The organism is Ruegeria sp. AL1, assembly GCF_056540905.1.
The window spans coordinates 184,136-196,298 of sequence record NZ_JBQFXP010000010.1 but is presented as its reverse complement, the minus strand read 5'-3'; the positions used below and the strand labels follow the sequence as shown (position 1 = coordinate 196,298).

The 12,163-nt window shown below is 59.9% G+C and carries 12 protein-coding genes; 4 read left to right on the top strand and 8 right to left on the bottom strand.

Features of this window, described 5'->3' with window-relative positions:
- Positions 1 to 8 precede the first annotated feature (8 nt).
- The 3 genes from ACRZ9X_RS16855 to ACRZ9X_RS16845 all read left to right on the top strand — a co-directional run bounded on the left by ACRZ9X_RS16855 (position 9) and on the right by ACRZ9X_RS16845 (position 4,273).
- Complete coding sequence (locus ACRZ9X_RS16855; protein WP_480520943.1) at positions 9 to 1,964, top strand: SDR family oxidoreductase; 1,956 nt, start codon at positions 9 to 11, stop codon at positions 1,962 to 1,964.
- Between the two features lie 132 nt (positions 1,965 to 2,096).
- Positions 2,097 to 3,158, top strand: coding sequence for a sugar phosphate isomerase/epimerase family protein (locus ACRZ9X_RS16850; protein ID WP_480520810.1), 1,062 nt, complete (start codon positions 2,097 to 2,099; stop codon positions 3,156 to 3,158).
- Positions 3,155 to 4,273, top strand: coding sequence for a Gfo/Idh/MocA family protein (locus tag ACRZ9X_RS16845; protein ID WP_480520941.1), 1,119 nt, complete (start codon positions 3,155 to 3,157; stop codon positions 4,271 to 4,273). Before ACRZ9X_RS16850 ends, ACRZ9X_RS16845 begins: the two co-directional genes overlap by 4 nt.
- A gap of 220 nt (positions 4,274 to 4,493) precedes the next feature.
- Here ACRZ9X_RS16845 and ACRZ9X_RS16840 read toward each other — a convergent pair whose 3' ends face one another.
- Positions 4,494 to 5,327 (bottom strand): cysteine hydrolase family protein, encoded by an 834-nt coding sequence (locus ACRZ9X_RS16840; protein ID WP_480520939.1) that lies wholly within the window; start codon positions 5,325 to 5,327, stop codon positions 4,494 to 4,496.
- 127 nt (positions 5,328 to 5,454) lie between these two features.
- Between ACRZ9X_RS16840 and ACRZ9X_RS16835 the strand changes: the two genes are divergently transcribed.
- Positions 5,455 to 6,369 carry a helix-turn-helix domain-containing protein gene (locus tag ACRZ9X_RS16835; protein WP_480520937.1) on the top strand — a complete coding sequence of 305 codons (915 nt, stop codon included), beginning with the start codon at positions 5,455 to 5,457 and terminating at the stop codon, positions 6,367 to 6,369.
- Between the two features lie 4 nt (positions 6,370 to 6,373).
- Here ACRZ9X_RS16835 and metC read toward each other — a convergent pair whose 3' ends face one another.
- The 7 genes from metC to nthB all read right to left on the bottom strand — a co-directional run bounded on the left by metC (position 6,374) and on the right by nthB (position 12,051).
- Complete coding sequence (gene metC / locus ACRZ9X_RS16830; RefSeq protein WP_480520935.1) at positions 6,374 to 7,522, bottom strand: cystathionine beta-lyase; 1,149 nt, start codon at positions 7,520 to 7,522, stop codon at positions 6,374 to 6,376.
- 35 nt (positions 7,523 to 7,557) lie between these two features.
- Positions 7,558 to 8,382, bottom strand: coding sequence for an oxamate carbamoyltransferase subunit AllH family protein (locus ACRZ9X_RS16825; RefSeq protein ID WP_480520933.1), 825 nt, complete (start codon positions 8,380 to 8,382; stop codon positions 7,558 to 7,560).
- Positions 8,357 to 9,775, bottom strand: a complete 1,419-nt coding sequence (locus tag ACRZ9X_RS16820) for a YlbE family protein (RefSeq protein WP_480520931.1) — start codon at positions 9,773 to 9,775, stop codon at positions 8,357 to 8,359. The genes ACRZ9X_RS16825 and ACRZ9X_RS16820 overlap by 26 nt, the downstream gene beginning before the upstream one ends.
- A 226-nt stretch (positions 9,776 to 10,001) precedes the next feature.
- A complete protein-coding gene (locus tag ACRZ9X_RS16815) occupies positions 10,002 to 10,418 on the bottom strand; it encodes an OsmC family protein (protein WP_480520929.1) in 417 nt (138 codons plus the stop codon).
- Positions 10,415 to 10,792, bottom strand: a complete 378-nt coding sequence (locus ACRZ9X_RS16810) for a nitrile hydratase accessory protein (protein ID WP_480520927.1) — start codon at positions 10,790 to 10,792, stop codon at positions 10,415 to 10,417. The genes ACRZ9X_RS16815 and ACRZ9X_RS16810 overlap by 4 nt, the downstream gene beginning before the upstream one ends.
- Positions 10,793 to 10,795: 3 nt before the next feature.
- Positions 10,796 to 11,395 carry a nitrile hydratase subunit alpha gene (gene nthA / locus ACRZ9X_RS16805; protein ID WP_480520925.1) on the bottom strand — a complete coding sequence of 200 codons (600 nt, stop codon included), beginning with the start codon at positions 11,393 to 11,395 and terminating at the stop codon, positions 10,796 to 10,798.
- Entirely contained in the window at positions 11,392 to 12,051 is a 660-nt protein-coding gene (gene nthB / locus ACRZ9X_RS16800) for a nitrile hydratase subunit beta (protein ID WP_480520923.1), read from the bottom strand. Before nthB ends, nthA begins: the two co-directional genes overlap by 4 nt.
- Positions 12,052 to 12,163: the final 112 nt, after the last annotated feature.

Here is a 12,163-nt window from a genome sequence, read left to right as displayed (position 1 = left end):
AAAATCAGATGGAAAATCGTTGGAACGACACGGAGGCCGCAGCGCTGACCTCGGACCTTGAACTGCGCGCCTATAGCTCGCGCCTGATTGGGGTTGACCCAGAACTGGTGCTTCACGGGGGCGGCAATACCTCGGTCAAAACCACGCAGACGGATATTTTCGGACACAGCATTGAAGCGATCTACGTGAAAGCCTCGGGGTTCGATCTGGCGCAGATGTGGACCGAAGGCTTTACCGGGCTAGAGCGGAACAAGCTTCTGGCCCTGTCCGAACTGCCCGCCCTGTCCGACCCGGATATGGTGCGCGAGGTCAAGCGCGCTCAGTTTGATCCGCAAGCGGCGAACGCGTCGATCGAAGCGATTGTTCATGCGGTGATCCCGCATAAATTTGTCGATCATTCCCATGCGGATGCGATCCTGACGATCTCAAATTCAATGCTGCCGCCCGAGACCTGGCACAAGATTTTCGGCGACAGCGTGGCGGTGCTGCCCTATGTCAAACCCGGTTTCGATCTGGCCAAGCAGATCGCGGCTTTTGCGCGCGAGGGCGGGTTCGACCGCTGTGATGGGCTGGTGCTGGAAAACCACGGGCTGTTTACCTTCGATGACAACGCCAAGGCCAGCTATGGCCGCCATATCGAACTGATCGCCATCGCGCAGGAGTTTCTTGAGGAAAACTACGGCGCGTTGACGCCTACGCCCGCACTGACGGAAGATCCGCTGGCTTTGGCAGGGTTGCGTCGGGCGGTGGGCGATCTGGCGGGGTTCCCCGTTCTGTCGCGTCCCTCGTGCAGTGTACCGGAGGGCTTTGCCGGGCGGCTGGCCGAACTGACCAAGACCGGAACCGTCACGCCCGAGCATGTTATTCACAACAAACCGTTTCCCGCACTGATCGGGCCGGATGCCACCGCCGATCTGGCGCGGTTTGCCGCCGACTATCAGGCCTATTTCAACCGCGCTGGCGATCAAAATTTGCAGCGACTGCCCCTGAACCCACATTGGGCGGTGTCGCGCACGGGCAGTATCCGCAGCTTTGGCCCCAACCTGAAACGCGCCGATATCTCGGCCGATGTGGCGCGCACGACGGCGAAGGCGCTGCTTTATGCGCAGGAAACCGGCGGCTGGCAGGGGTTGAGCGAGGACGATCTGCGCGGGCTGGAATATTGGGAATTGGAACAGGCCAAGCTGAAGAAACAGCCCAAAGGCCCCGAATTGACCGGCAAGATCGCGGTGGTGACCGGGGCGGCCACCGGCATCGGACGGGCGATTGCGCAAAAGCTGCACGCGCAGGGGGCCGTGGTGGTCGGGTTCGATATCAACCCTGCGGTCGTCGAAAACTTGTCCGGTTTCGGGCTTTCGGGAGCGGTGGTTGACGCCACTGACCGAGCTGCGGTCGAGGCTGAATTGGACGCTGTCGTGCAAGCCTATGGTGGGCTGGATATTCTGGTGTCGAACGCGGGTATTTTCACCGCGGGTGCGCAGGTCGAGGATATGGACGACGAAAGCTGGGCCAAATCCATGCGCGTCAATCTGGACGCCCACATGATCCTGTCGCGCGCCGCCGTGCCCTATCTGCGGCAGGGCTTTGACCCGTCGATCCTGTTTATGGCGTCGCGCAATGTGCCGGCTCCGGGGGCGGGGGCCTCGGCTTATTCGGTGGCCAAGGCCGGGTTGACCCAACTGATGCGCGTTCTGGCACTGGAGTTGGCCGAAGCCGGGGTGACTGTCAACGCCCTGCATCCTGATGCTGCTTTCGACACAGACCTTTGGACAGACGAGGCGCTGGAGCGATCCGCTAGGCGCTACGGCCTGACAGTTGAAGAATACAAAACACGCAACTTGATGAAATCCGAGATCACGTCAGAGCATGTCGCCAAAGCAGCGCTCGCACTTGTCGGCGAGAACTTTCGTCGTACAACCGGCGCGCAAATCCCGCTGGATGGTGGAAACGATCGTGTAATTTGAGCAAGTGTTAGGACGTCCAGGCAGTTAAGCTGAATGACTTCAAGTGCTGGGTTTTTGTCGGGTCGAACTGGCAAATAGTCGTCTATATCCGTCGGGCCCACCTCAGGGCCTGCATTCACGAAGGAGGTTGATATGCCGGGTGCGATCAAGGGGCCGGGGCTGTTTTTGGCGCAGTTTGCGGATGATGCGGCTCCGTTCAATTCGCTGGGCTCGATTGCGGAATGGGCCGCGGGTCTGGGGTATAAGGCGGTGCAGATCCCCACGTTTGACGCGCGGCTGTTCGATCTGGACAAAGCCGCAGACAGCCAGACCTATTGCGACGAGATCACCGGCATCTGCCGCGAGGCGGGCGTTGAAGTCAGCGAGCTGTCGACCCATTTGCAGGGCCAGCTGGTTGCTGTTCATCCCGCTTACGATCTGGCTTTTGATGCCTTCGCGCCCGAGAAAGTGCACGGCAACCCGCAGGCGCGGCAGGACTGGGCCGTGGATCAGGTCAAGAAAGCCGCCATCGCCGCGCGGCGCATGGGGCTGGATACCACGATCAGCTTTACCGGCTCGCTGGCTTTTCCCTATCTCTACCCGTGGCCGCAGCGCCCGCAGGGCCTGATCGAGGAGGCTTTCGCCGAACTCGCCCGCCGCTGGCGTCCGATCTTTGATGCCTATGCCGACCAAGGCGTAGCGATCGGGTTCGAAATCCACCCCGGAGAGGATGTGTTCGACGGCGCGACCTTCGAAATGTTCCTTGATGCCGTGGACGGGCATGAGGCCTGCCGGATCAACTACGACCCCTCACATTTCCTGCTCCAACAGATGGATTATCTGGAATTCATCGACCTCTACCACGAGCGTATCTGCGCCTTCCACGTCAAGGATGCCGAGTTCAACCCGACCGGGCGGCAGGGGGTCTATTCCGGTTATCAGGGCTGGACCAACCGGGCCGGGCGCTTCCGCAGCCTCGGCGACGGTCAGGTGGATTTCGGCGCGATCTTCTCGAAGCTGACGCAGTATGGCTATGACAGCTGGGCGGTGCTGGAATGGGAATGTTGCCTGAAATCGCCGGAACAGGGGGCGGCTGAAGGTGCGCCCTTCATCGCGCGCCATATCATTGAAACGACGGACAAGGCCTTTGACGATTTCGCAGGCGGCGAGGTTGATCAGGCCATGATCCGATCCATGCTGGGGCTGGGCCGATGACACCTTTGAAACTGGGCATGGTCGGCGGCGGGCAGGGCGCGTTCATCGGGGCGGTGCATCGCATCGCCGCCCGGCTGGATGGTCAATGGCAACTGGTGGCCGGGGCGCTGTCATCTGACCCGCAGCGGGCCGAAGCCTCGGCGCAGGAACTGGGGATCGAACGGTCTTATTCCGATTTCCGTCAGATGGCGCAGGCCGAGGCCGCCCGTGACGACGGGATCGACGCCGTGGCCATCGTGACGCCGAACCACATGCATGCCGACCCGGCCATCGCGTTTCTTGAGGCGGGGATTCACGTCATTTGCGACAAACCGCTGGCCGCCACACCCGAGGATGCCGCGCGGATCAGGGCCGCGGCCGAGGCCTCATCGGCGCATTTCATCCTGACGCATAACTACACCGGCTATCCGATGATCCGGCAGGCACGTGAGATGGTGCAGGCGGGCGAGTTGGGCAAGCTGCGGCTGGTGCAGGTGGAATACGCGCAGGACTGGCTGGCCGAGCCCGCCGCGCCCGACAACAAACAGGCCGACTGGCGCACCGATCCGGCCCGGTCGGGGGCGGGCGCCATCGGCGATATCGGGACCCATGCCTTCAATCTGGCGCATTTTGTGACGGGTCAGGTCCCCTCGCATCTGGCTGCGGACCTGTCCAGTATGGTGCCGGGCCGTTTGGTCGACGACAATGCCCATATCCTGCTGCGCTATGCCAGTGGTGCGCGTGGGATGCTGTGGGCCAGTCAGGTTGCCGTGGGCAACGAAAACGGCCTGCGATTGCGGGTCTATGGAGAAACCGGCGGGCTGGAATGGGCGCAGGAACACCCAAACCACATGCAGTTCACCCGGTTGGGGCAGCCCACGCAGACCCTGACACGTGGCGGGGCCGGTGCAAATGATGCAGCCAACGCGGTGACCCGCGTGCCGGGCGGTCATCCCGAAGGCTATTTGGAAGGCTTCGCAACGCTTTACACCGAGGCCGCCGACCTGATCCGAAACGGCGCAGACGAAGGCAGCCTTCTACCCGGCATCGCGGATGGACTTCTAGGCATGCACTTTATCGCCGCTACACTGGCGTCATCACAACAGGGCGGCCGTTGGCACGGGATTTTGGTTTAAGACAAACTTATGCTGCAAAGAGGTTAACCTGCTGGTTTCCCCATAATTTAGGCCAAGTAGGCCGTGTTGACAAAGAGGGTTCACATCGGCTTCGACTTGGTCATGTTCGATAACCTGCCAGCATGGCCTGAGAAAATATCATAGCTCAATTAGATGGTTTGCCTTCATCAGTCGACCGGAGCAGTGCCTGGAATCATCGAACGCTGCTCCGGTCATTTTGTTAGGATGCCGCTTTGATCTGTTCGACGGCTTCCTGCGTTGTCCAAACCGCATTTGCCATGTATCGGAAGTTGGTCAATGCTGCGAGATACCCATCCCCTTCGGGCAGCATCGCTGCGGCGGTCGCGTCTTTGACAACGGCGACTTCAAACCCGTCCTCCAGCAACTCGCGCAGGTGGCTTTCGGTACACAGATTGGCCGACATTCCGGCAAGAATAACCTGATCAACACCTGCCTTGCGCAGTTGCAATGACAGGTCATTGGTGTCGTTGCCATAGACTTTGTGCGGAGAGGTCACGATGGTTTTGCCATCCTCGATATACTGCTTGTATTGCGGCATCCAATCCGCGCCCGAGTTCTCAAACCCGTCGATGATCAGCGGGCCTTTGCGGTCAAACATGCCGATCTTGTGCATCAGCTTTTCCAGCGCGCCTTCGAATTTCCAGCCGTGGTCCGTCGGGTAGTAGTAATGCGGAGAGACCGCGACCGTGATCTCGGCATCCTTGGCGTTCTTGAACAGGGTTTCAATGTTCTCGACAGTGTTGTGTTCCTCGACGCTGGCACCGATGACGCCCCAGGTTACGCCTTCGGGGTGCAGAAAGTCGATCTGCGGATCGGTCACGACCAGCGCAGCACGGCTGAGGTCCAGCTTCATGTCCGAAGGGGGCAGAGCGGGTTCGGCTGGATCAGCATAGGGGTTGGCGTTTTGCGCCTGAGCAGATCCGGCAGTCACAGCCGCCGCAGCGGTGGCGGCAGTTGCGGCCAGACCACCCCTTAACGCCGCGCGGCGCGAGATGTGGTTTTTCTTGGGATCATGATCGTGACAATCACACATTGTCTGTCTCCTTCATCGGGTTGCGATGACATCAACATAAGATACGGGATGTATCATTTCGTCCGATTTTCGGGCGTTCTGACCAATGGACGTATCATTACGTCCATAATCCGGGTAGATAGAGCCCATGAAGTACGAATATGTTTTCGATCAGCTCGATATTTCGACTGACCCTTTTGCCGTTTGTGAAATCAAGGGCAATTGCGAGGTGTCGATGGCGCAGGATGTCAGCGCGACACTGCACTATATTCTCAGCGGTCAAGGGGCCGTGTCGTTTCGGTCGGGGCCACAGATTCCCATTTCTCCGGGGACTCTCGTGCTGGTACCCGCATTGGAAAGTCACACTTTGCGCAGCTCCGGGATGCCCGACAGCCTGCAACCGCACTGCAATCCGGCCGAGTTGAAATTGCGGCATATTCTGGCGGTCTCGGACAGCGCTATCGAGGGCGGCCAAATGACCGCCATCTGCGCCCGGGTCAAAGTCGGGTTGCGCGGGGCGATCGATGTGATCGATCTGATCCGGTCTCCGATTGTTGAAAAGATTGGCCCAGATAGCGCGCTGCGTTCGGCCATTGATGTTCTTCTGGGTGAGCTCAGCCATCCGGGAACGGGCAGCAGGGCCATGATCCGCGCGGTTCTGATCCAGTGCATGATCGAAATGTTGCGCAAGCGGCTGAACTCGGAAGAGGGCGATCTGCGCTGGATGGCAGCCTTGCGCGACCCGATGGTGTGGGAGGCGCTGCGGGTCATGCTCGATTCACCCGGTGATCCACACACCGTCGAATCTCTGGCCGAGCGTGTGGGCATGAGCCGATCCGCGTTCGCCCAGCGGTTTACGGCTGCTTATGGAAGCGGCCCGATCGAGTTGCTGCGCGATCTCAGGTTGCGGCATGCGGCGAATTTGCTGACATCGACCGACATGCCCGTCAAACGCATCGCGCATCAGGTGGGGTTCAACAGCCGGACGGCTTTCAGTCGGGTATTTGAACAACGCACCGGCGAAAGCCCTAACCAGTTTCGAAAGTCACACCGGGCGGGATGAAGGCTCAGGATGCTGACGTGACATGCATCATTGATGCTTCAAGATCGTCAATCAGGTCATCAATATGTTCCAGCCCGCAATGCAGGCGTATTTGCGGGTAGGTGTCGGGCGAAAATCCTTCCTTGGGATTCAGCGCCAGCGCCAGACTTTCAAAACCGCCCCAGGATGCGCCAACCGAAAACAACGCCAGACGGTCCACAAAGGCGTCGGGATCCAGCCCGTCTTTCAGGCTGAAACTGATCATCCCGTTGACGCCACTGGCATCCCGCGCCCAGTGCTCGTGCCCCGGATGGCCCGTCAGACCGGGATGCCAGACGCGCAGTACCTCGGGGCGTTTGAGCAGCCATTGCGCGGCCAGAGTGCTGTTTTCAGCATGCCGGTCCAACCTGATTGCCAGAGTACGGAGCCCCCGGAGGCACGCATAAGCATCATCCGGGCCAACAATCTGACCCGTGCGCAGCGTATGCGCGCGCAAATTGGTAACGGCCCCTCTCTGTGCGACGGCTGCTCCGATCATGGTATCTGCGTGGCCGCTCAGGTATTTGGTTCCCGAAATTACCGAAACGTCACACCCCAGCAACAAGGGCTGGTACAACCAGCCAGAACCATAGGTGTTATCGGCCACAACAACCAGATCTGCAGCATGGGCGCTTTGGCATACAGCGGGCAAGTCCATCACTTTGAAGGTCTGGGATGTGGGGGATTCCACGACAACCAATTTCGTATTGTCCCGAATAAAAGGGGACAGGTCGGTCGTATCCCAAGGGAAGTAGCTGACATCGATCCGCATCTGAGTCAGATAATCACGGCAATATGACTGTGTGGCGTGAAACGCCTCATCCACCATGAGGACGTGATCGCCCGTTCTTACAAAGGCCGATAGCGCAGTCGCCATTGCAGCAACACCTGACGGGTAAAGAAAACAGGCCTCGCCCTGTTCCAGATCACATAGCGCGGCGGACAAAGCATGTGAGGTCGATGTGCCCCGCCGTCCATAGGAGACCACTCGGTCATCGGTTTCACGTCTGAGTTTTGCGTCGCGAAAGGTTGACATCGTGTCATGCAGAACGGTCGACGCCCGTTCGATTGGCGGGTTGGCCGGGCCGGGCAGAGGGCCCCGACCGTAATGTAGCAATTTGGTTTCGCGCCGCATTATTCCCGAATATCTCCGTTAAAAAAAGTGTGCGTTCAGCTTAAGCGGGCGGCCAGGCCAAGCCCCATCAGCAAAGCCAGGCCCGAACTGTGCCCGATCCCGCGTAGTCTGCTGGCGGCTCGTTTAAATTTGACCTGTATTTCAGACGAACGATCCGGGCAGGGCTCCAAAGCCAGTCTCATTCCTGCGTGGACAAGGTCATGTATGGGTTGAATGCTCTGGCCCTCTGCCGCCCATTTCAGGAAAGCACGGCTCAGATCGTTCGTCCGAGCCTTCATTGCAATGGTTCGAAGCGTCTCAGGTGTCGTACCGGCCCATGCGTGATACAACAAGACCCCGGCCAGCACGTCATCGCCGGTTGGCGTCAGCCCGCCCCCTCGACCCTGAAGCAGAGATCGCGCGCTGTCCAGTTCACCTGCCTCAAGGATCGTGGTCAGTGAGGGCAGGATGGGCTCCATGTCATCAAGAACATCGTCAAGACGGTAAAGCTTTGCCAACTGAGGGGTAATGCGTATCAGATCGGTGTTCGTCGGACGATAGGGGCAGTACCGGGTCGCGGACCTGAGCGAGATGGCAATGGGCCCGATGTCCAGGAGGTGCGAACAAATCCCTGCACGGGTTCCAACCGAAGGCCGCGGCGGCTGGTGCTTCAGGACCAGATGAATGGGTCCGGCCGGAATCTGAGGGCCGCCCACTGCAAAAATCCGCCTTTGTTCATCCCTCAGGTAGAACCCGCTTGAGAATTCCGAGATGACTTCAGCTTCAATCCGTGCACCGGTTTGGGCGACAGGTATCCCGTCACCCAATTTATCGGCCAGATAGATCGACGCTATCTCAGGGTATCCGGCGGTCAAGGTCAATCAGGGCGTCCACGAAACACTTGAGAGGGGCCCAGGCCACCCCGGCCCCGACCTGCCCGCTGCCGTCCGAGACATGGATGATCCCGGTATTCACTGCAGGCGTGATCGACAATTCGGCCACCTTGCGCACATCGACGCCAACCGGGGTGCCAACATTGTCCAGAATGGGCAGGCGGAAGCGCGTGCTTTCGCCGGCGCAAATGCGCTGCATGCTTTGGGTTGCGGCAATGGCATCCGACATGCGTCCGCCCAGAAAGCCTGCCACAGCCGGAGAGTTCGCAGCCGCCGGACCACCCAGCCCGATCAGTTCCAGAACCGCGCTGTCGCCGATATCCGGCGCGCTGGTCTCGGGTCCCTGACCGGGATAGTACAGCGCATCCTGAATAGGCGGAGAGTCGGTGATGAACCAGTTTCCCGTCTTGCCGGGCAGGCGGACGCCATAGGTGGCGCCGTTGCGGCTCATGGTGGTGACGATGCTGGCGTTTTCCACATCCGCTGCTGAATCTACCAGCGATTTTGCCGCCGCCATCGCCACGTTCAGGAACATCAGGTGATTGGCGCTGAGGAAGGTGGCCACTTCGCCCGCGCGGTCATGATCGCTGGCGACCAGATGGGGCAGAAGATCGCGCAGGAACAGGTTGGTGGTGGCCTGAACGCGCATATGCACATCGTCCCCCATCGGAACGCCTTGTGCGGCCAGTGACAGAATGTCGATTTCGCCCTTGGCCTTCAATGCCCCGGCCAGAACCGGCCCGACCGCGTCGCGCAGGAATCGCAACCGTTCGATGGCCTCGTCATTGTCGACGCCAAACCACGCAACTTTGCCCGAGCCCTGATTGACGCTGGAAAAGGTGGTGGTGCCTCCGAATTCATTCTCGACCACATAAACCGGGGCCGACGGGCCAATGGATGTAGCCATGGGCACAACTGTTGAGCTTTCGTTGGCGGGCTTCAGTTCAACCTCGCCTGCGGTGACAAGCTGTTCTGCCGCTGCGACATCCACTGCCCAACCCTCGGCCACAATGGTGGCCTTGATCGAGCGTTGCAGCGGGTTGGGCATGTCGGCCCAGGCAATCGCCGGGCCGCAATGCAAGACCGACCGCTCGCCCATGTCGGGGATGACGGCCCCGGCGCGGTCGATGCCTTTCAGCATCGGTACGCCTTCGTTGATGCGGTGGATCACTTCGGCATTGGCCTTGTCCACAATGGCGGCCTTGGGACCCAGCAAACGGCTCAGCGCGCCAACGACCTCGGGGTCGCCGCCTCCGGGAATGCGCCAGTCCACCCCAACCACGGATGCACCCTGATCCCGGGCCGAGGTTTCGAACATCGGCAGGCCGATATTCACGATGCTAACACTTTCCGGCAGTTTTACGACGGGCGAAGCGGTCATGAAGTCATCCCTTCCAGCGAGCAATGTAACATATAGGAAATGATTAATTACCTATAATGAACATGTCAAACTCTATTGCGTGTTTTCGGACCGCGGGGTCCGGAAAGCCCCGGGTCCGGGCGGGTGGACGCCCCGGACCCGGGACTGACGCTTCAATCGAACCCGAATGCAAAGAGGTTCGAAAAGGCGTCATTCCCATTTGCGGCTTTGCGCAGACCGCCAGCGTTCATCCGGCGTCAGGCGCGATTACAGATGACTTGATCAGTATGTCAGGCGCGGACTTGAGCGTGTTGGTGACGTAGCACACCCGTTCCGCCGCCTTGATGATCGCGTCCACCTCACCAGCATCACACCCCAACTGACTGGAGATGGTGATCGCCGAGTATTTGGGTCCGTCATAGGTCCCGGTGACCGAAACCCTCAGATCGCTCAGTTCGATCTGGCGTTTGCGCGCGCAATAGGCCACAGCAACCGTGAAACATGAGGCCACCGAGGCCAGCAGAACAGATGTGGGTTCAGGGCCAAGATCCGTTCCGCCGACCGAGGGGGGTTCGTCAACCGTGACCGAGAACCCACCGCCCATATCGACGTCGCAGCACAGGTCTCCGCGCCAGACGCTTTCAACTGTCTTCTGCCCGCTCAATGCGTGTGCCCGTGATCATGATCGTGGTCGTGGCGATGATCGTGACCATGGGGGCGTTTGCAGAAATCCTGGGTCAGCGCATCGATGTCCTGCTTGCTCAGCAAGCCATTATCGACCACCAGCGCCTCAAGCGTTGCGAACCACCGCTCGTAATAGCGGTAAGGCGTTTTCAGACTGTCATAATCCTGTTCGTATTCCGCGATTGCGGCGATCAGACCGTGCTGAAAATCAGTCCAGTTGAACACGCCCTGATCCGCCAGCGCGGCAGCGATGCCAAAAGCACGGCTTTCCCAGGGTTCCTGAAACACCAGTTCACCGTTCGAACGGGGCAGAGGTGTCTGGGACTCGGGTCCCATATTGTCCATCATGCTCATGGGTCAGCCCGCCGCAACCTGCGCCACACCAACCATCGCATCGCGCGTCACCAGCTTGGCCAGATCGTCCTCGGACATCCCGTCAGTGCCTTCGGGGCGCATCGGCAACACGAAATAGCGGTTCTCGGCGCTGGAATCCCAGACCGTGATCTCCACACCTTCGGGCAGGTCCAACCCCATCTCTTTCAGCAGCGTGCGCGGTTCGCGGACCGAGCGGGACCGATAAGCTGGATCCTTGTACCAATCCGGCGGCAGCCCCAACAGCGGCCACGGATAGCATGAGCACAGGGTGCAGACGACCATGTTGTGCATCTCGGGCGTGTTCTCGACCACCACGATATGCTCACCCTGAGGTCCGCCAAAACCCATTTCCTTGCAGGCTTCGGTTCCATCGGCCAGCAGGCGCTGGCGGAAATCGTCGTCTACCCAGGCCTTGGCCACAACCTTGGCCCCGTTCATGGGCCCCACGTCGTTGACGTAACGATTGATGAACCCGTCCAGTACATTGGGATCGACCAGTCCACGCTCGACCAGCAACGCTTCCAGCGCTTCGACGCGCAGCTGCGGCGAGGGGTAATCTTTGGGATGAGGAAGTTCGGTCATGCGGCCTCCATATAGCTTTCGAACAGGTCGATGCGGACCTTGGATTTCTCGGCGTTTTCGCCCCACAGCTCGGTCGAGTCGAATTCGACCGTGTACACATGCTGCGGGTCTTCGCCGACGAAATGTGCGGTGCTGTCAGGCAGAACGGCGGCAGGACGCCGTGCGATGACGGTTCCGACATGGCCGCGGATATAGGCGGGCAACCGGGTATGGCCCGATTTCCGAACGGACGATGCGCGGACAGTCTGACCCGCCTGAAACTTGGGCTCGTCGTCGATCTGGCGCAGGGACCCGGCACCGCCGCGTTCATATTGCGGTTTGTTGGTTTCGACATCCGCCGGTTCCTGGACGTCCTCGCCCTGCATCACGCGGGCGCGGGCGGCCACGGCGCCGGGGGCCAGAACGCCACTGTCAACGCACAAAAGCTCGGCCGTGCTGATCCAGCGCCCATAATAGCCCTCGGACAGGTAATCGACCGGGTGCAGCCTTTCCAACGCGTGGCGGAACGCGTCCAGATTGGTGCCCGAAACCCCCATCGAGGCCAAGCTCAGGGCAAAGGCGCGCGCTTCCCAATCTTCCTTGAAAACCGGCTCGTCCGGGTCGATCTCAACACGCCCCCAGCCTTCGGTCCCGCCCATGTCATGTATTCCATCCATGAATCGCCTCCCTTTCGTTTGTCTGGAACCGTATGGGAAGTTCCGTGAATGTGTCAACTATAAGAAATGTTCGTTACATTCGCGAAACGGTGTGCGTTGCTCCGGATTACGA